Here is a 20,036-nt window from a genome sequence, read left to right as displayed (position 1 = left end):
GACAAAAAGGGGCGAGCACGAATGAATACCATTTCCGGCTTTATTTCCGCCATTACTAACACATTCAAGACCGCCACCGGTACCGGTCTTGACACCATTACCGCTGCGCCCATCGCAGCGCAGGTGGCAGAAGATCTTGTCAAGCACGATCTCATTCCGGCAACCCATACCGACATCGAGGAAAGCTTCGCCGCCCTCACGGGCGACTTCCCCCGGGAAGGCGACCTTGCCGAGGTAGAGCTATTCCTCGACAGCTTCGGATGGCTTGCATAAAATCCTTCACCAAACCCCGCCCCCACCGGGCGGGGTTTTCTCATGCGGCCACCCTTCAAACGGTACATTTCGCGCCCACTACACTGTCAGCCATGCACCCAACACGCCGTTTCCGAGGATTCCCTCATCTTTTTCACCGCCCCTCACCTGCCCGAACGTAAATTGTGAGCGGAATCACCCGTGCGCTGCTATACATTCCTATACAAAACTTCTCTACACTGCCAAACATGACTATTTCCTCACATTTGTCGGAGCTTGACTCCCTGAGCGCCGACACCACCGCAGGCAAGATCGCTGAACTGAAGAGGCGTCGCGAAGCAGCGGCGCAGCCCATGGGAGAGAAAGCCCACGAAAAGGTCCACGCCCAAGGCCGCCTCACCGCACGTGAGCGCTTGGACTATCTCCTCGACGAGGGCTCCTTCGTCGAGACCGATATGCTCGCCGTGCACCGCACCACGGACTTCGGCATGGGCAAGAAGCGCCCGCTGACCGATGGCATCGTCACCGGCTGGGGCACCATCGACGGCCGCGAGGTCTGCATTTTCTCCCAGGACGGAACCGTCTTCGGCGGTGCACTCGGTGAGGTCTACGGCGAGAAGATGATCAAGATCATGGAGCTGTCCATCACCACCGGCCGCCCGCTCATCGGCCTGTACGAGGGTGCCGGCGCCCGCATCCAGGACGGCGCCGTGTCCCTGGACTGGATTGCCAAGACCTTCTACCAGAACGTCAAGGCCTCCGGCATCGTCCCGCAGATCTCCGTCATCATGGGCGCGTGCGCCGGCGGCAACGCCTACTCCCCTGCCCTGACTGATTTCGTGGTGATGGTGGACAAGAAGTCCAAGATGTTCGTCACCGGACCAGACGTCATCAAGACCGTCACCGGCGAAGAAGTCAGTCAAGAAGAACTCGGCGGCGCGGGCGTCCACATGCACAAGGCGGGAACCTCGCACTACACCGCCGCCAGCGACGAGGAAGCCCTGGATTGGGTTCACGATTTGCTGACCTACCTTCCCTCCAATAACCGGCAGTTGACCCCGGTCGAGCCCTACGAAGACCTGGGCGAAGAAACCGCCGACGACCTCATGCTGGATGAGATCATCCCGGATTCCCCAAACCAGCCCTATGACGTCAAGGAGGTCATCGAGGCCCTCACCGATGACGGTGACTTCCTGGAGATTCAGGCCGACCGCGCCGATAACGTGGTCACCGCCTTCGGACGCATCGAGGGCCGCACTGTTGGTTTCGTTGCCAACCAGCCCCAGGTCTTCGCCGGCTGCCTCGACATCGATTCTTCCGAGAAGGCCGCCCGCTTCGTGCGCACCTGCGATGCCTTCAACATCCCCATCATCATGCTTGTCGACGTCCCCGGCTTCCTCCCCGGCGCCGACCAAGAACACGACGGCATCCTGCGCCGCGGCGCCAAGCTGCTCTACGCCTACGCCGAAGCCACCGTTCCCAAGATCACCGTCACCCTGCGCAAGGCATACGGCGGCGCCTACTGCGTGATGGGCTCCAAGGGGCTGGGCGCGGACATCAACCTGGCATGGCCCACCGCCCAGATCGCGGTCATGGGTGCAGCAGGTGCCGTCGGTTTTATCTATCGCAAAGAGATCAAGGCAGCCCATGAGAAAGGCCTCGACGTGACGGAACTGACCAAATCCTTCGAGCGCGAATACGAAGATCACATGCTCAACCCGTATAAGGCAGCAGAGCGCGGGCTTATCGACGCCGTCATTCTCCCCTCCGAAACCCGCAGTGCAATCGCTAAAAACCTGCGCTTCTTCACGGACAAGAATGTCGCGCGCCCATCGCGCAAGCACGGAAACATCCCGCTCTAGGCCGCGCTCGTTTCAGCACAAATCAGTGCAGCAGAAGCACTGTATTACACTAGTGTTCCATGACTGACTTGAAGACGACCGCTGGCAAGATCGAGGACCTGAGCGCCAAGCTCACCGAGTCCCGGGCGCCGCAGGGAGAAGTCCCGGCAGCCCGCAGCGCCATCGAGGCGCTCTTTGACGCCGGCTCCTTCGTGGAGACCGACGCCCTTGCTCGCCACCGCTCCACCGAGTTCGGCCGCGAGCACATCCGCCCCTACACCGATGGTGTCGTCACCGGCTTCGGCACCGTCGATGGCCGCAAGGTCTGCGCCTATGCGCAGGACGCCTCGCTGTTCGACGGCACCATGGGCGAGGTCTATGGCGAAAAGGTCACCAAGCTCTACGACCTGGCCATTAAGACCGGCGTGCCCATCGTCGCGCTCGTTGCCAGCGATAAGCCCCGCGCCCAGGAGGGCATCGTCTCCTCCGCCATGCAGGCCCGCATCCTCGCCCGCGCCACCACCGCCTCCGGCCTCATCCCGCAGATCACGGCGGTTTACGCGGAGTCCAAGGAGGCCTCGCTCGTGGCCGCTCTGTCCGATGTCGTCATCGCCCCCGACGGCGACGTGCAGGCGGACGGGGAGCACGAGGTGAGCGTCGCCAAGCGCGTGCTCTCCTATCTGCCCTCCAATAACCGTGCCGCCGCGCCCCGCACCGAGGCCACCATCGTTGCGGGTTCGGTGGAAGACAACATCAGCGAGGCCGACCACGCGCTCGATACCCTCGTCGGCGATGACGGCACCGTCGATCTCGCCGACGTAGTCACCGCCACCTGTGAGGATGTCTTCGAGCTCGGCGCCCGGGTGCGCGGGGTCTTCACCGGCTTCGGCCGCGTGGAGGGACGCACGGTCGGCATCATCGCCAACCGTGACTCCCTCGATGCCGCAGCCGCCGCCAAGGCCGCCCGTTTCATTCGCCTGTGCGATGCCTTCAACACCCCCATCGTCGAGTTCGTCGACTCCCCGGCTTTGGATGTGGAGAAGGCAGCGTTGGCCAAGCTCGTGCATGCTTATGCTGCGGCAAGCGTGGGCAAGATCAGCGTCATTGTGCGCCGCGCGCACGGCACCGGCTACATCGCTTTCGGCTCCAAGGAGCTCGGTGCGGACCTGTCCTATGCGTGGCCGACGGCCGAGATCGCCGTGGCCGATGCCCCTGAACTGGCCGCCGAGCTGGAGCTGAGTGAGGAGGAGGCTGCCGCCTACCTCACCCCGTACCAGGCCGCTGAGCGTGGACTCGTCGATTCCGTTATTACCCCGGCAGCCACGCGCGGTTCCCTCATTGAGGGCCTGCGTCTGCTGGATCGCAAGATTATTCCGACTCTGCCGAAGAAGCACGGCAATATCGTTTTGTAGAGGTTTCTTTATGACCGCTTCCCTGTTTACCGTTCTCAACGGCAACCCCACCGACGCTGAGGTGGCGGCTCTGACCACGGTGCTCAGCCAGCTCGACTCTGAGGCGCGTGCCAAGGCCGCCGATACCCGCTCCGAGCGCGACCTGTGGGGCCAGCCGGGTGACGTGTTCAACCCGTCCGCCTTCCGCAACGTCCGCTACTACTAAGCACATGCGCCTGGTTCTGGCTTCCCAGTCTCCGTCCCGCCTGTCCATCCTGCGGGGTGCGGGCGTGGAACCCGTCATCGCCCCGGCCCACGTGGATGAGCGGGCCATCGAGGAGCGCCTGGCGGGTGCTGAGCCCGCCGAGATCGTCTGCGCCCTCGCCACGGCCAAGGCAGAGGCCATTGCCCCGGACTATCCCGAGGACGTCGTGGTGGGCGGGGATTCCATGCTGCTTCTCGACGGCTCCCTCCAAGGCAAACCCCACACCCCCGAGGCCACCGTAGAGCGCTGGCACGCGCAGGCAGGACGCGCCGCGGAGCTCATCACCGGCCACTGCGTGCTGCGCGGCGACGCACGCTTCGTGGAGGCCTCGCGCACGACGGTGCACTTTGCCCAGGCCTCGGACGCCGATATCGAGGCCTACGCCCGCACCGGCGAGCCGCTGGAATGCGCCGGCGCCTTTACCTTGGAAGCCCTCGGCGGCTGGTTCATCGACCGCATTGAGGGCGATCCTTCCTCCGTCATCGGCCTTTCGCTGCCGGTGCTGCGCCGCGCTCTGTATTCCTTTGGGCTCAACGTTTCCGACTTCTGGGCCCAGTCCTAATTCGGGGCGAGCTTTTCTAGTTGCGGGTGAATCCATCCAGCTGCGGGTGAATCCATCCAGCTGCGGGCGAACCTTTCTAGGTTCGCCCCCTCGCTGCCACATGGCTAGAGTGGGGCGGCATGGAAATGAAAGATATGCTCGCTCCCCCGCCCATCAAGCTGCCGGCCGATCCGGGTGCTAACAGCACCTCCGATCTCACCGCGGGAATTGTCGCCCACCCGGATTCCCCGCTGCTGTGGGCGCTGCTGGCGGAGCAAGAACTAGACAAGCACAAGGGCGCTGCGCCCACCGCTTTCATCACCGCCTACGCCTATGCGCGCACCGGCTACCACCGCAGCCTCGACCGCCTGCGCGGCAATGGGTGGAAGGGATGGGGCCCTGTCCCCTTCTCCCACGAGCCCAACCAGGGCGTGCTGCGTGCCATTGCCGCACTGGGCCATGCCGCGAAGGCTATCGGTGAGGACGCGGAGTATGACCGCATCCGTCAGATGCTTTCCGACGCCGACCCCGAGTCCGTCGCCACGCTGCTGGACTAAGCAGCCAGTAGCGCCGTTGCGCGCTGGCCCGCCTCCCCCGGCCCGCCACGTGGTTCTAGTCAACTGGTTCTACTCAAAAGGTTTAGCTGGGGGCAGGTGAACCATCCAGGTGCCCAAAGAAGGTTTGTTTGGGGGCACATAAACCTTCTGGCCCGAACCATATGACTGGGTCCATCCGTGGCAGCTAGCGCCCCTCTCAGACTGGCACGGCACGTTACGTACAAAAATCCCGCGGACCTCGAATAGTGAGGCCGCGGGATTAGTCTGTCTGCTCTAAAGCAGCGCAGGGATTGGTATGCGATTAAGCCTTGTCGCCGTCTGCCTTAGCAACAAGATCACCGGTGTTCTGCGCGGTGCGGATGTTCGCCACGAAGAACTCCAGGATCAAACGGAATTGGATGACATAGAGAAGGAACGCGATTCCACCGCCGATCACGGCACCGAGGAACGCGACGATTCCGATGCCAAAGCCCTCAGCGAAAAACGCGAAGGAGAAGAGGATCGCTCCTACCCAGCAGACTGCTGACAAAATGACGAGCAGCATGTAGATGAAGGAGGAGAACTTCAGGGTGACAAAGCTGCTGAAGGAGAAATCAAACAGCGCCTTGAAGAAGCCCGTGCTCTTAGAAGAACCACCGTTCTGTGCGGCCTGCTGCGGGTACTGATTGTTCTGCGGAGAGGCAGCAAAGGGCGAGTTCTGCTGGCCGAATCCCTGCTGCTCCTGTGCCCCGAAGCCCTGCTGGCCCTGGGAGCCGAAGCCTTGCTGCTCCTGCGCGCCGAAGCCTTGCTGCTGGTAGCTACCAAAGCCGGACGTGGAGTTGGAGTGAGAAGCCGGGGAGCCGAAGCCATCACCAGACTGCTGCCCAAAACCCTGGCTCTGGTTGGGTTCTGCCTGCGCAGTGCCGCCAAAGCCGTCGTTGCCAAAGCCGCTGTTGCCGTAACCGTGGTTGCCGTAGCCCTGATTCGAGTTCGTCGACTCAGCGGAGTGCTCGGCACCAGCACTGCTATCGGAGTTGTAGGAAGCGTAGGAGGCGCCAAAAGAGTCATGGTTAGCGCGGGTATCATGGTTTTCAGACTTGCGGTCAGCTGACTCCGCGTTGGCAGAACCAGAGGCAGACTCAGACGCAGCAAAGCTGGAGCCAAAAGTGCTGTCCTTGGCCTCACCTTCAGACTCCGGCTGCGAATTCTGGGAAGACGCACTTCCGAACGAGGAGGTCTCAGCGGAGCTCTCGGAGTAATCGCCGTAGCCGGCCTGGCCGCCCCAGCCGAAGTTGGAGTTCTGTCCCTGGCTGTTCCACCCAGAAGCAGAATTACCGCTGCCGGACTGAGAGCTACCGTAGCCGCCAAAGCTACCGAAGCTGTTGTTCCCAGCGTTGTCGCTGTGGGAACCGTGAGCGTTGTAGTCGCCAGCGTTGTTATCGCTCTTGTCGCCGTTCTCACCAAACTGGTTGGGGTTCGTCATAGTTTTAGACCTTTCGAAGAATCATTGATTTTCGCAGTGCGCTACAGCACGATACTGTCATAAATTTTTTACCCCACCGAACGTACCTGAGATCTTGCTCACCGGCAGCGCGAGTTAGGCGAATACACCTCAGAAAACGACAGTTTCCCCCGCCACGGCAGGGGAAACTCGACAGGATTAGTGCGAAATAAAACGCTTAAGCGTGCTTGGCCTCCACGCGCTTGATGGCCTCAGCAGCCACCTTCTCCTGAATGCCCATGTCCAACTCAGAGGTGAAGCCCACGCAGGAGCAGTTGATCTCACCAAGGACGTAAGTATCTTCGCCGTTTTCGCCGTCAGCCAGCATGAAGTCCGCGGTCCAGATCAGCGGGATGTTGTCACCGCCGAGCTTCTCTGCGATGACCGGGCGGACGTCAGCGAACATATCGACGAGCTCCTGCCACTCCTCCGGCTTTTGGTAGGTGTACTTGGCGCCGGAGAACAGGGTGGCGGAGAAGGCGTCGCCGCCCTCGGCCGGCTTCTTGTGCACCACGAAGACTGGGTCCGGGCCCACGAGAAGAATACGAATCTCACCCTCGACGATGCGCGGCATGAAGCGCATGTCCACGAGCATGCCGTTGTCACCCACGATGTACTGATCGCAGAAGTCCATGAACTCGCCCAGCTCGCGCTCCTCGGTGTGGTTGTCCACAGCCTCGGTGCACTTGATCTTGGTGTCGAGCGGCAAAGCCGTACCCGGCTCGACGGACTCGGCCAGCTTCTCGTCGGCAAGGCGCACGCGCCAGATGCCGGAGCCGGTGGAGCCGCGGTTCTGCTTAAGCACGCGCTCGCCGTAGGACAGGGAGGTCGGGAAGGTGTTGTGGAAAGACTCGACGTCGTAGTAGGCGGCGGTATCGGACGGGACCAGGTCGGTGTCGTTGAGCTTGACCAGGGCATCCTTGGCGCCGTAGGCCATCATCTCGTACGGGGTGGACATGCCGACCAGGCCAGCGTCGGACAGCTTGGAGAGCAGGTCAAAGTAGCCCTTTTCACCGCCCGGGATGTTGCCCGGGTTCACGCGGGAGATGTAGGCATCAAAGTTCTCGGATACATACTCGAAGAGCTTCTCGGACCACTCAGGGCGGTAGAACACGACCTCTGCATGCCAGCCTGCATCCTTGATGCAGTCGACGATTGGCATGGTGTCCTTACGGTGTCCGTTGATCTGCTTGTCTGATCCGCCCTCAACCTCGAAGACGACGATTGCCTTGTGCACAGTAATTCCCTTTCGCTAGGGGGTTGATGAGTGTCACTACTTAAAATAACCCAGGTTTGGCCTGCGCGCTCCCCTACAGAATCAGCCCAACAAAAGGTTAAAAAGCGAGCTTAGCGCACTTTTCAGCCCCTGACCTGCATACTTGTTATAACCAGTAAGTGCGAAGCAGCACTACCCTCTCAAGAAATGTATCCAACACCACAAAAGGCTCTCCCCCGTGACCACTAGTTGGCCAAGCACGCTAGAGTTGAAGCGAACGTTCCCCCTTAACGAGAAAGGCAGGTGGACCGTGGCCGAATTCGACCCGAATCCCCCTTTCCAGGAATACGCGCACCCCGAGCGTCTCGTGTCCGCACCGTGGTTATCCGCGCGACTGGGCATTAACGGCCTCCACGTGATCGAGGTCGATGAGGATTCACTCCTCTACGATATCGGCCACATCCCCACCGCTATCCGTATCAACGTCCAGACGGAACTGCTCGATAGCACGACGAGGGACATCATCAGCGCCGAAGACTTCACAGCCCTCCTTCGCTCGAAGGGCATCGAGCGCGATGACACCGTCATCCTGTACGGCGATAAGTCCAACTGGTGGGCTGCATTCGCCCTGTGGATCTTTGAGCTGTACGGCCACGAGGACGTGCGGCTTCTCGACGGTGGCCGGGACGCCTGGATGTCCGAGGAACGCGATACCTCTTTCATGGTCCCCGAACCATCCGCGTCCTCTTACCCGGAGGTTTCCCGCGAAGAATCCTCCCGCATCTTTGTCGATGAGCTGCGCGGCTCCACCGCCACCGTTGTCGACACCCGCAGCCCAGACGAGTTCTGCGGCGAAGCCGCCTTCAAGAACGGAACCGGCGAGTCCGCCTACGGCACCACCTTGACGCACGGCCATATTCCCGGGGCCATCAACTTGGAATGGGATCGCGCGGTCTACCCCAACGGCTGCTTCCGTGTACTCAGCGAGCTCAAGGTCAACTATGGCGAGCTAGAGCCCGCAACGGAAACCGTCCTTTACTCGCATGTCGGCGCTCAGGCCGCACACACCTGGTTTGTGCTGAAGTACCTGCTCGGCTTCGACAACCCGCGCGTCTACGATGGCTCGTGGGCAGAGTGGGGCAACATGGTTCGCATGCCCGTTGAACGCTAGCAACACGCCGAAATAAGCCCGCATCCTCGCTGGTGCGGGTTTATTTTTTGACACGAAACCAAGACGTGACGGTATCCTCATGTTTTGGTGTGCAAGAATAGTACGCAGTCCTATCAGAAAAATTGGAGGAGGGTTCCTGCCGTGGCAGTTGAAACCAAGAACATCACCAAGGTCCTCGTGGCCAACCGCGGTGAGATTGCGGTCCGCGTCATCCGTGCGGCTCGCGATGCCGACATCGCATCCGTAGCGGTTTATGCCGAGCCCGATGCTGACGCCCCATTCGTCACGCTTGCCGACGAAGCCTTTGCACTCGGCGGCCAAAACTCCGCTGAGTCCTACCTCGATATCAGCAAGATTCTCGACGCCGCCTCCAAATCCGGCGCCGACGCCATCCACCCCGGCTATGGCTTCCTCTCCGAGAACGCCGACTTTGCCCAGGCCGTCATCGACGCCGGCTTGATCTGGATCGGCCCCTCGCCGCAATCGATTGCGGACTTGGGGGACAAGGTCACCGCCCGCCACATTGCCGAGCGTGCCGACGCGCCCATGGCACCGGGTACCAAGGATCCCGTCGCCAGCGCCGAAGAGGTCGAGGCCTTCGCCGACGAGCACGGCCTGCCCGTTGCCATCAAGGCTGCCTTCGGCGGCGGTGGCCGCGGCATGAAGGTCGCTCACACCCGCGAGGAGATCAAGGACCTCTACGAGTCCGCCACCCGCGAGGCCACCGCAGCCTTCGGCCGCGGCGAGTGCTTCGTCGAGCGCTACCTGGATAAGGCCCGCCACGTCGAGGCGCAGGTCCTGGCTGACCAGCACGGCAACGTCGTCGTCATGGGCACCCGCGACTGCTCCCTACAGCGCCGCTTCCAGAAGCTCGTCGAAGAGGCCCCTGCCCCCTTCCTCACCGATGAGCAGCGCGCCTCCATCCATGAATCCGCAAAGCGCATCTGCCGCGAGGCCGGATACTACGGCGCCGGTACGGTGGAGTACCTTGTGGGTGCGGATGGACTCATCTCCTTCCTCGAGGTCAACACGCGCCTCCAGGTGGAGCACCCCGTTACCGAAGAGACCACCGGCTACGACCTCGTTCGCGAGCAGTTCCGCATCGCCGAGGGCCGCGAGCTTTCCATCTCCGAGGATCCGACCCCGCACGGCCACGCCTTCGAGTTCCGCATCAACGGCGAGGACGCCGCTGCGGGCTTCATGCCGGCTCCTGGAACCATCGTCTCCTACTCCGAGCCTTCCGGCCCGGGCGTGCGTATGGATTCCGGCGTGCGCGAAGGTTCCGTCATCGGCGGCCAGTTCGATTCCATGCTGGCCAAGCTCATCGTCTGGGGCCCGGACCGCGAGACCGCCCTCGCGCGCGCACGCCGCGCGCTGTCCGAGTACCGCATCGAAGGCCTGCCCACGGTTATCCCCTTCCACCAGGCAATCCTCACCGATCCTGCCTTCACCGCCGAGGACGGCAACTTCACGGTCTACACCAAGTGGATCGAGGAAGAGTGGGTCAACGAGCTGCCCGAATACACCGACACCGCCGAAGCACCTGAGGATGAGGACCAGGAAGCATCCCAGAAGTTCGTCGTCGAGGTTGGCGGCCGCCGCATCGAGGTGGCCCTGCCGGGCAACTTGCTCTTGGGTGGCGGCACCAAGCGCAAGAAGTCGAAGAAGCGCCGTGGTAAAGGCGCAGCAGCCAACGTGTCCGGTGACGCCGTGACCGCACCGATGCAGGGCAGCGTCATCAAGGTCGCCGTCGAAGAAGGCCAGGAAGTAGAAGAGGGTGAGGTCGTCGTCGTCCTCGAGGCCATGAAGATGGAAAACCCCGTCAAGGCCCACAAGTCCGGCACCGTGACCGACCTCAAGGTGTCCACCGGCACGCAGATCAACAAGGGCGAGCCGATTCTGGAGATCAAGTAGTCCGCTAACGCTTCCCTGCCGGCAGAGAGCAGTACAAAACTGCTAGAAGCCTTGCCTCGATTAGCACAGTTAAGTACTCTATGACGTGATACCCCGGTGGAGCTCTGCTCTGGGTCACTGACCTGCTGAGTACTACTTACCGGGGTGCTGACTTGTCGCTCCGGGGGGATGCAGTAGTGGCGCATCAGGATAGCCAGTGGATTACGCGATGGCTCTCAACACCGCGTTGGGAGCCATTTCTTCGTGCTGCCCCATCAAGACGGCGAAGCTGCATTAGCACTATATGAATGGAACATCAGCGTCGCGATGGCATTTCTTCACGACGCCTCACACGCCGAAGTACTGCTCAGAAACTCTTATAACACTGTTTTGGAACGGTGGTGGCTGGGGGACCAGCATTGGCTTATAGATCCCAAGTCACCAGTGAATGCGCCTCTCCACCGAATGCGCGACGGAGTACAAATAGATTCGAACGATAAGAACCGGCAATCAATAGCGGAAGCTCTGCGACGCAATCATACGAAGCATGTCAGTCCAGGAGCTTTAGTCGCCGAGCTCCCCTTTGGATTCTGGCGCCACTTAACAGACGCAGCTCATAAGCAATTGTTGTGGATTCCTGCGCTGCACAAGGCATTTGAGCCGCACACACGCCGCAAGGAAGTCGAACAACATCTAGCGCTAATCAATCGTGTCAGAAACCGTGCGGCCCACAATGAGCCATTCATAAGCTCACGACGTCGCAGGGAGGCCATTCACGCCTTCCGCTCGATCTTGAAAGTCGAGGAGTTACTGAACCCGCGAGTTACACGTCACACCACCGCCACGAGTACTCTTCTCCGGACCATAGAGAATCCACCAACGCCCCTCGAGCCACTCTGTGAGTAGCTAAATTCAGAGATCAAGTAGCCTCGAAAGGCATGAGCGTTAACGATTCCGAGTTCGGCGTACGGTTGGCCAAGGAGCACGACCGTACCTACCTCTCCCGCCTCCTTTTCCTCGCCGATGTCCTCGGTGACGAGGACGCCCATATCGGGGATTTTCACACGCCTGACGTGGGATTGTACATCGACGAATGGTCCCCGCACGTCGACGGCGGCGTCATCGCAGTCTCCAGCCACCGCGTTCCCGTCGGTGGTGCGTGGCTGCGCTACTACACCACTGAAGCGAAGGGCGCCGCCTACACCGGCAACCCCGAGGCCGATCCTTTTGATGAGTCCCAGTGGGCCACCGACCTAGATCCGGAGGAAATCCCCGAGCTCTTCATTGCTGTGGAGTCCCGCTACAGGGGCCTCGGCGCTGGACGACGCCTCCTGCGCAACACCTGCGACCTCGCCGAGGCGCAGCAGGCTCCCGCCGTATCGCTGTGGATTGAGCCAGAGAATACCGGCGCCCGCAAGCTGTATGAATCCGAAGGCTTCGTCGACATCGACGTGCCCGGCCGCCCGGATGCTCACGTGATGCTCAAGCGCTTCTAGTACGCAAACCGACAAAAGGTGTCGACTATACTCGACACTACCTCGGTTTCTTCTAAAAGTGTCGACTATACTCGACACCATGGCTGACCTCATTCCTCGCCCAAACTATCTTGCAAAATTGCACGCGATCGAGGATCGCGACCTTGTCCGTATAGTCACGGGCGTACGTCGCTGCGGAAAGTCCGCACTGCTTTCCTTATATCGACAGGACCTCCTCAACTCGGGAGTGCCTGCTGAGGACATTCTCGTCATCAATTTTGAGGACGCGCGTAATGATCGGCTCCGTGAGCCGCATGCCTTTCACGCTTTCGTCGAAGAAGCCCTAGACCAAGGGCTTCGCTATCTCCATGTCGACGAAGTGCAAGAGCTCGAAGACTGGGCACGAATCATTAACTCGCTAAGACTCAATGATGAGCTCGAAATCACTCTCACTGGTTCGAATGCCTCTATGTTTGCTGGCGAATCCCTTACATATCTTGCCGGCCGCTACATAGAGCTTCGAATGCTCCCCTTGTCATTGAGCGAGTTCACTGCCTTCGCCCATCGTGAAAAGTCACCGCCAGTGATTCCGACTGCCGAAGACTTTTCGGCGTGGATGCGAATCGGTGGGTTCCCTGCAAGCGTGTTGGCAAACGATGTCGGAGTTGCCTCAGATTTCAATCGGGCACTTTTCGATTCAATTTTTACCCGAGACATCGCTCTTCGTGGCCAAATCCGTGATACGTCGACGTTCCTACGGCTTGCTCAATTCATCTTCGATAATTCTGGTTCAGAACTATCCACCCGCCGAATCCGGGGAGTCCTTAAAGCAGATGGATACGCTAGCTCTTCTGAAACCATCGACCGCTACCTCGAGCTGATGGAGGACGCCCACCTGCTATACCGCTGTCGTAGCCGTGACACGAAGGGAAAACAATGGCTGCGAAGCAACGGTAAGTACTACTTCGTGGATCCAGGATTACGTAATGCCGTACTTGGCTCCCGTGATTTCAACCTAGGCCACGACCTTGAGAATATGGTGTTTCTCGAGCTTCTTCGCCGAGATTATGAGGTGTCCACTGGCTCAGTCCCAGACGGGGAAATAGATTTCATCGCAACTCGTGGGGATGACACCTTTTACGTGCAGGTAGCTTACGCCACCTCAGAACCTTCTACTCTGGAACGCGAATTAGCCCCTTTCGCGCATACTCCTGCTGGCTCACGCTGCATACTCATCACACTAGACCGATTTCCACCGCCGACAGGCCACGTCCAGTGGGTCGATGGCCTTGCGTTCCTAGCCGGACAAGACCTAGCCCCTTAAGACCGACTTAGGTCATGGGTAGGAGCGCAACGTCATTCTTGACACTGCTACTTAGCGGTTTTCGGCGGTGAGGTGGGATTGTTCCGCACTAAATTGACCTAAGTCTGTGATGTCTAGCGACTTTTTGGACACGGAGTCCAGGATGTTTTTGGACGGGATGTCTAGTGGCTTTTTGGACGTTTGCGGCGGTGGAATAGCCGGATGGCTATTCCATTGCATAAGCGTAGAAAGGTCGCAGATTTCGATCCCGTTCGTGACGGCAAGACGGTCACACAGTTTTGCAAAGAATTAGGAATCTCGCGGCAGACGTACCACAACATCAAACACCGGATAGCGCAGAAGGGTCGCGCAGGTATTGTGCCCGATTCGACTGCCCCGAAGAATCCGATTAAGAAGTTTGACGAGGCCGATAAAATCGCAGTCGTCCACGCCAGACAACAGTTAATGGAGCAAGGCTTGGATTATGGGCCTTGGTCGATCTACTACTTTTTGTTCGACACTGTAGGCGCAGATTACACCCCATCGCGTTCTACAATCGCCTCGTGGCTGCATGAACTGGGGTTTGTTGATGCCAATGCCCGCAAACGGCCACGCAGCTCCTATAAGCGCTTCGCCCGTGATCGCGTCGGTGAACTCTGGCAAATCGATGGACTGGTCTATCGCCTCTTTGACCATGCCCACACACATGTCACGATTTACCAGATTATCGATGATGCCAGCAGATTCGATGTCGGAACCACAGCGTTCGCCCTGCCAGAAAACGGTACTGACGCACGCGCCGTACTGGCCGCAGCGTTCGCTGCCTACGGCAAACCTCAAGAAATCCTTTCCGACAATGGCGATGCGTTCGCCACCTACCACCGTGGCTTTCTCTCTGCTACTGAAACCTGGCTCGCCAGCCAAGGTGTTCTTGCTATTGCTGGTTTCGCCCCGACAACCCAGGGAAAAGACGAGCGCTCTCACCGCACGTTGACCCAGTTCCTCGATGCACGCCACCCAGTCAGCCTTGCTGAGGTCAACACATATCTGGCTGAATACCGCCAGGTCTACAACGAACGACGACGGCACCAATCACTGCTTATCGGCAAAATGCACATCACCCCACGCCAAGCTTTCGATACCTTCCCCAAAGCACCATCACCTCAGCATCCACTCGATCCCGAGCAGGTCTGGGCCCGCATAGTCGCCTATAACCAAGCACACAACCCACAAGCAGTATCCGAAATGCTAAACGGCCCCGCGGAAGCGGCAACTTCCCACGAGGCCTGCACCGATGACATGGCAGCTTTGCAAGGCATACCTCCCACCGATACCCCAACACTAACGGCGCTGACGACACAATCAACAAACCATTGGGGCATCCCAGACCAGCTCTGCGTGAGCAAAGGTGGGGTTGTACGTGTGTGCGGATTCGGTCTTTACATTGGTCTGAGGTTTAAAAACCGCAGACTCTACTCCACAGTCACAGCCGATAACGTTGCGGAGTTCTACACGGCCCATGACGGTGAATTCCTCTTCAGCGTGCCACTGCCGATCACGTTGAGCCACAGGCCACCAGGTGGCCAGATCAACATCAACCTCGTTGAAGGAATGAAACACCGCCAACCACCACGGATGAACCCGAAACTATCCAAACCCCGGCCCAAACGCAGGCAACAACCATAAACCGCTAGAAGTGTCCAAGAACTCCACGGATTCCGTGTCCAAAAAGACACCGGACTCCATGTCCAAAAACCCTATGGACATAACAAAATTGACCTAAGTCAGGTTAAAGCAGAGAAGTAAACCCTCCTGCTTAGATGCCCTATCTAAGCAGGAGGGTTTAGCGGCTTTTTCTAGCTGATAACGGCGATGAGGTCGCCGCCCTCCACCTTGGTGGCGGCGCCAATGGCGACGCGCTCGATGGTGCCATCCTTGGTGGCGGAGATGGAGGCTTCCATCTTCATGGCCTCGATGACGGCGATCTGGTCGCCGGCCTTGACCTCGTCGCCAGGCTTGGCGGTCGGGTTCACCACGCCGGCAAACGGTGCGGCCACGTGGCCCTCGTTGGACGGATCGGCCTTCTCCACGGTGGCGACGGTGGACTCGACGTTGTTGTCGCGCACCTTGAGCGGGCGGATCTGGCCGTTGACGTTGAGCACGACGTTGCGGATGCCCTTCTCGTCCGGCTCACCCATCGCGTCAAGACGCACGGTGATGGGCTTAAGATCCGCGCGGTCGTTGGAGCCCTCCGGGAAGTGGTGAACAATGTAGTCCTTACCTTCTTCCAGACCGTAGAAGAAGACCGTGTCCGTCAGCGCCTCGGTGTTGCCGTAGGTGCGGCGGAACTCGTTGAACTCCTCGAACTGCTTCGGGAAGAGCAGGCGGTTGAGGGAAGCGCGGCGCTCGGTGGAATCATCCGAAGCCAGGTGCTTCTTCTCATCCTCCGGCACGGGCTTGACGGTGACGTCGCCAGGCGCGCGGCCCTCCAGAACCTTATCGCGCAGCGGCGGCCAACCACCCGGAGGCGTGCCGAGCTCACCGCGCAGGAAGGCGATGACGGAATCCGGGATGTCGTACTTGGTCGGGTCGGCCTCAAAGTCAGCCGGGTCTACTCCAGCGCCCACGAGGTGCAGGGCGAGGTCACCGACCACCTTGGAGGACGGGGTCACCTTGGTCGGGCGGCCGAGCATCTCATTCACTGCCGCGTAGGTGTCCTCGATAATCTCGAAGCGGTCCTCCAAGCCCAGCGCGGTAGCCTGCGCGCGCAGGTTGGACAGCTGACCACCCGGAATCTCGTGGCGGTAGACGCGGCCGGTCGGTCCAGGAATACCCTTCTCGAACGGCTGGTAGAGCTGGCGCACGGCCTCCCAGTACGGCTCAAGGTCGGAGACGGCCTTGAGCGAGATGCCGGTGTCACGAGAGGAGTTCGAGAACGCCGCGATGATGGCGGACAGCGAAGGCTGGGAGGTGGTGCCCGCCAGCGGTGCGGAAGCACCGTCGACGATGTCGGCACCAGAAAGCGCTGCCGCGTAGTAGGTAGCCAACTGGCCACCTGCGGTGTCGTGCGTGTGCACGTGAACCGGCAGGTCGAACTCCTTGCGCAGAGCCATAACCAGCTTGGATGCGGACTCCGGGCGCAGCAGGCCCGCCATGTCCTTGATAGCCAGGACGTGAGCGCCTGTGTTCACGATTTCCTCGGCCAGCTTGAGGTAGTAGTCCAGCGTGTAGAGCTTCTCATCCGGGGAGCACATGTCGCCGGAGTAGGCCATGGCAACCTCAGCCACGGTGGTGTTGGTCTCCAGGACGGCGTCGATAGCCGGGCGCATCTGGGTAACGTCGTTCAGCGCGTCGAAGATGCGGAAGACATCCACGCCGGACTTGGCGGCCTCCTGCACGAAACCGGTGCACACGTCGTTGGAGTACGGCGAGTAGCCCACGGTGTTGCGACCGCGCAGGAGCATCTGGATGTTCTGGTTCGGCATGGCCTCACGCAGCAGATCCAGGCGCACCCACGGGTCTTCTTTGAGGAAGCGCATGGCGACGTCGTAGGTCGCACCGCCCCATGCCTCCACCGAGTACAGCTCCGGGGTCATGCGGGCGACGGCCTCAGCGGCGGTGACCAACGCGGTACCGCGCACGCGGGTAGCCAGCAGGGACTGGTGGGCGTCACGGAAGGTGGTATCAGTGACGGCCAGAGCGTCCTGCTTGCGGATCTTCTCCGCCCACTTCTTCGGGCCCAGCTCCAACAGCTCATCGCGGGAACCGCGGGGCAGCTCGGAGGAAAAGTCCAGATCCGGCAGCTTATCGAAGGGACGCAGGGTGGTCGGGCGCTCGCCGTTCGGCTTGTTGACGGTTACATCAGCGATGTAATCAATGATGCGGCCAGACTCATCCACGGCTGGCGGAGCCTTGAGCAGGTCCGGGTGCTCCGGAATGAAGCTGGTGTCCACGCGGGTGTTGACGAAGTCCGGCTCGCGCAGCAGGGCGCGCAGGAAGCCGATGTTGGTGGCCACGCCGGCCACCGTGAACTCGTTGAGCGCGCGCTGTGCACGTGCCACGGCCTGCTCAAAGTTGACTCCACGGCAGGTCATCTTCACCAGCAGGGAGTCGAAGTTCGGGGAGACCTCAGCGCCGACGGCCGTTGCGCCGTCGAGACGCACGCCTGCGCCGCCCGGCGAGCGGTACTGGGTCAGCGTGCCGGTATCCGGGCGGAAGCCGTTGGAGGGATCCTCGGTGGTGATGCGGCACTGGAGCGCCGCGCCGGTGATGTGGATATCCTCCTGCTTCAGGCCCAACTCCTCGAGGGAGAAGCCCGCCGCAATCTGCATCTGGGACTTCACGATGTCCACGCCCGTAACCTCCTCGGTCACGGTGTGCTCCACCTGCACGCGGGGGTTCATCTCGATGAAGACGTGGTTGCCCTTCTCATCGACGAGGAACTCGACGGTGCCCGCACCTTCGTAGTTGATGTGCTCGCAGAATTTCACGGCGTCTGCACAGATGCGGTCACGCAGCTCCGGGTCCAGCGTGGGTGCCGGGGCGATCTCGACGACCTTCTGGTGACGGCGCTGCACGGAGCAGTCACGCTCAAACAGGTGCAAGACGTTGCCGTGGGAGTCAGCCAGAATCTGCACCTCGATGTGCTGCGGGCGAATCACCGCGGTCTCGAGGTAAACGTTGCCATCGCCGAAGGCTGCCTCAGCCTCGCGGGAGGCCTCAGCACACTTGGTCTTCAGCTCCGCCTCGTTCTCGATGAAGCGCATACCGCGGCCGCCACCGCCGGCCACTGCCTTCACGAAGACGGGGAAGTTAAAGTCCTTGGCATATTCCGCCAGCTTGTCGACGTCCGTCGAGGGCTTCGAGTCCTTCAGAGTCGGCAGCCCCGCCTCCTGGGCAGCGGCTACCGCGGCGGCCTTATCACCGGTCAGGTCCAAGGTCTCCGGGGTGGGACCGATGAACTTAATGCCGTTGTCACGGCAAGCACGCGCCAAATCGGCACGCTCCGACAGGAAGCCGTAACCAGGGTAAATGGCATCCGCGCCGGACTTCTTGGCGGCGCGAATGACCTCATCGATGTCGAGGTAAGCCTTGACCGGCTGGCCCTCGTTACCAATGCGCACTGCCTCATTGGCAAAGGCGCGGTGGAAGGAGTTGCGGTCTTCCTTTGGATAAATTGCAACGGTCTTGGAGCCGACCTCAAAGGCAGCGCGGAAGGCGCGCACGGCAATCTCACCGCGGTTGGCCACCAAGATCTTAGAGAAGGACTTGTGGGCGGTATCAGACACTGGGAGTGATCCTTTCAGATAAGCACAATACGAACTTAAGGATAGTGTCCGAGGCGACAACGCGGGCGAAAATCGGTATACCAAACAACAGAAATTCACGCGCTGCAGGGGACTCGGACAAAGACTTAAAACCAGCGCACGAAGAGAATAGTTCGTGCGCTGGTTTTAAGTTCTCCGTTAGCTAATGCTGCATTAGCTAACTTTGCTTTTCTAGATCTGCTTCGGCGGAACGGAGCGCTGCTCCTTGCCGTTGTAGGCAGACAGCGGGCGGATCAGGGAGTTGTTCTCGTTCTGCTCCACGATGTGTGCGGTCCAGCCGGTGATGCGGGCCATCACGAAGATCGGGGTGAAGAACTCAATGTCGAAACCAAGGATGTGGTACGCAGGGCCAGCCGGGAAGTCCAGGTTCGGCTGGATCTTGATGGAGGTGTTCTCGTACATGGTCTTGGCCATCTTCTCGTACATCTCCACCCACTGCTCCTGGCCGTGGTCCTTGGCCAGCTCGCGGAAGGCAGCCTCCATGGTCGGAACACGGGAGTCACCGTTCTTGTACACGCGGTGACCGAAGCCCATGACGAGCTCCTTGTTCTTGAGCTTGTTGAGCGTCCACTCCTCTGCCTTGGCCGGGTCACCGACCTCCAGGAAGTTCTTCATCACGGCCTCGTTAGCACCACCGTGCAGCGGGCCCTTGAGAGCGCCGATGGCGGCGGTGACGGCGGAGTAGGTATCGGACATCGTGGAGGTCACCACGCGGGCAGCGAAGGTGGAGGCGTTGAAGGAGTGCTCAGCGTAGAGGATGAGGGACTTATCAAAGGCCTCAATATCGGAGCGCGACAGGGCCGGCGAGCCCTCCTCCTCACCGAAGACCATCCACAGGAAGTTCTCCGCAAAGCCCTTCTTGCGGGAAGGCTCGATGTAGCCCTCACCGCGGCGACGGCGGATATCGAGGGCGACGATGGTCGGCAGCTTCGCCATGAGCTCCAGCGCGGTGCGGCGGATGTGCTCGGAATCCTTGGTGTACTCCTCCGGATCCTGGGAACCAATGAAGGAGACTGCGGTGCGCAGAACGTCCATCGGGTGGCAAGACTTCGGCATGGAGGTGATCAGGTCAATGAGGTGGCGGTCCAGGTGGCGCAGCGCCTTCTCACGAGCGGAGAAACGGACCAGTTCATCCTGGGACGGCAGCTCGCCGTTCCACAGCAGGTAAGCAACCTCCTCGAAGGAGCAGTAGCGTGCCAGCTCCTGGACCGGGTAGCCGCGGTAGGTCAGGGAGTTGGTCTCCGGGACAACCTTGGACACGGCGGTCTCATCGACGACGACGCCGTACAGGCCCTTGCGGATTTCTGGGGTTTCAGACATGGTG

The 20,036-nt window shown here is 60.5% G+C and carries 16 protein-coding genes; 12 read left to right on the top strand and 4 right to left on the bottom strand.

Annotated elements, in window-relative coordinates:
- Window positions 1-21: 21 nt before the first annotated feature.
- The 6 genes from R3O64_RS02710 (at window position 22) to R3O64_RS02685 (ending at window position 4,847) form a co-directional block, all read left to right on the top strand.
- Window positions 22-273 (top strand): hypothetical protein, encoded by a 252-nt coding sequence (locus R3O64_RS02710; RefSeq protein ID WP_070531063.1) that lies wholly within the window; start codon window positions 22-24, stop codon window positions 271-273.
- A gap of 227 nt (window positions 274-500) precedes the next feature.
- Entirely contained in the window at window positions 501-2,114 is a 1,614-nt protein-coding gene (locus R3O64_RS02705) for an acyl-CoA carboxylase subunit beta (protein WP_070531065.1), read from the top strand.
- A gap of 59 nt (window positions 2,115-2,173) precedes the next feature.
- Window positions 2,174-3,505 carry a carboxyl transferase domain-containing protein gene (locus R3O64_RS02700; RefSeq protein ID WP_339017231.1) on the top strand — a complete coding sequence of 444 codons (1,332 nt, stop codon included), beginning with the start codon at window positions 2,174-2,176 and terminating at the stop codon, window positions 3,503-3,505.
- Window positions 3,506-3,515: 10 nt separating this feature from the next.
- Entirely contained in the window at window positions 3,516-3,710 is a 195-nt protein-coding gene (locus R3O64_RS02695; RefSeq protein ID WP_070528100.1) for an acyl-CoA carboxylase subunit epsilon, read from the top strand.
- Between the two features lie 4 nt (window positions 3,711-3,714).
- Complete coding sequence (locus R3O64_RS02690; RefSeq protein ID WP_339017230.1) at window positions 3,715-4,311, top strand: nucleoside triphosphate pyrophosphatase; 597 nt, start codon at window positions 3,715-3,717, stop codon at window positions 4,309-4,311.
- Between the two features lie 119 nt (window positions 4,312-4,430).
- Window positions 4,431-4,847, top strand: coding sequence for a DUF3151 domain-containing protein (locus R3O64_RS02685; RefSeq protein ID WP_339017229.1), 417 nt, complete (start codon window positions 4,431-4,433; stop codon window positions 4,845-4,847).
- Window positions 4,848-5,148: 301 nt separating this feature from the next.
- On the opposite strand, the gene R3O64_RS02680 is transcribed toward R3O64_RS02685, so the two are convergent.
- Both R3O64_RS02680 and R3O64_RS02675 read right to left on the bottom strand, forming a co-directional pair.
- Window positions 5,149-6,309 carry a DUF4282 domain-containing protein gene (locus R3O64_RS02680; RefSeq protein ID WP_339017228.1) on the bottom strand — a complete coding sequence of 387 codons (1,161 nt, stop codon included), beginning with the start codon at window positions 6,307-6,309 and terminating at the stop codon, window positions 5,149-5,151.
- Between the two features lie 196 nt (window positions 6,310-6,505).
- Window positions 6,506-7,564 (bottom strand): Cj0069 family protein, encoded by a 1,059-nt coding sequence (locus R3O64_RS02675; protein WP_070531077.1) that lies wholly within the window; start codon window positions 7,562-7,564, stop codon window positions 6,506-6,508.
- Between the two features lie 289 nt (window positions 7,565-7,853).
- Here R3O64_RS02675 and R3O64_RS02670 point away from each other — a divergent pair, with 289 nt between their 5' ends.
- The 6 genes from R3O64_RS02670 (at window position 7,854) to R3O64_RS02645 (ending at window position 15,071) form a co-directional block, all read left to right on the top strand.
- The gene (locus R3O64_RS02670; protein WP_339017227.1) at window positions 7,854-8,714 is read left to right on the top strand and encodes a sulfurtransferase; all 861 of its coding nucleotides are present in this window, start codon (window positions 7,854-7,856) and stop codon (window positions 8,712-8,714) included.
- Between the two features lie 141 nt (window positions 8,715-8,855).
- Window positions 8,856-10,628, top strand: a complete 1,773-nt coding sequence (locus tag R3O64_RS02665; protein WP_339017226.1) for a biotin carboxylase N-terminal domain-containing protein — start codon at window positions 8,856-8,858, stop codon at window positions 10,626-10,628.
- Between the two features lie 306 nt (window positions 10,629-10,934).
- Window positions 10,935-11,513, top strand: coding sequence for a hypothetical protein (locus R3O64_RS02660; protein WP_257964725.1), 579 nt, complete (start codon window positions 10,935-10,937; stop codon window positions 11,511-11,513).
- Between the two features lie 32 nt (window positions 11,514-11,545).
- Complete coding sequence (locus tag R3O64_RS02655; protein WP_193629277.1) at window positions 11,546-12,103, top strand: GNAT family N-acetyltransferase; 558 nt, start codon at window positions 11,546-11,548, stop codon at window positions 12,101-12,103.
- Window positions 12,104-12,182: 79 nt separating this feature from the next.
- Window positions 12,183-13,406, top strand: coding sequence for an AAA family ATPase (locus R3O64_RS02650; RefSeq protein ID WP_193629278.1), 1,224 nt, complete (start codon window positions 12,183-12,185; stop codon window positions 13,404-13,406).
- Between the two features lie 201 nt (window positions 13,407-13,607).
- On the top strand, window positions 13,608-15,071 hold the full coding sequence (locus R3O64_RS02645) for a DDE-type integrase/transposase/recombinase (protein ID WP_339016797.1): 1,464 nt from the start codon (window positions 13,608-13,610) through the stop codon (window positions 15,069-15,071).
- Between the two features lie 170 nt (window positions 15,072-15,241).
- Here the strand turns inward: R3O64_RS02645 and R3O64_RS02640 are convergent, their stop codons facing one another.
- Window positions 15,242-18,673: a pyruvate carboxylase gene (locus tag R3O64_RS02640; protein ID WP_339017225.1), complete on the bottom strand. Its 3,432-nt coding sequence runs from the start codon at window positions 18,671-18,673 to the stop codon at window positions 15,242-15,244.
- Window positions 18,674-18,883: 210 nt separating this feature from the next.
- Window positions 18,884-20,032, bottom strand: a complete 1,149-nt coding sequence (locus R3O64_RS02635; protein ID WP_070530628.1) for a bifunctional 2-methylcitrate synthase/citrate synthase — start codon at window positions 20,030-20,032, stop codon at window positions 18,884-18,886.
- Window positions 20,033-20,036 lie beyond the last annotated feature (4 nt).

The sequence above is a fragment of the Corynebacterium hesseae genome, assembly GCF_037850265.1.
Classification (GTDB): Bacteria; Actinomycetota; Actinomycetes; order Mycobacteriales; family Mycobacteriaceae; genus Corynebacterium; species Corynebacterium hesseae.
This window is presented reverse-complemented; position numbering and strand designations above follow the sequence as displayed.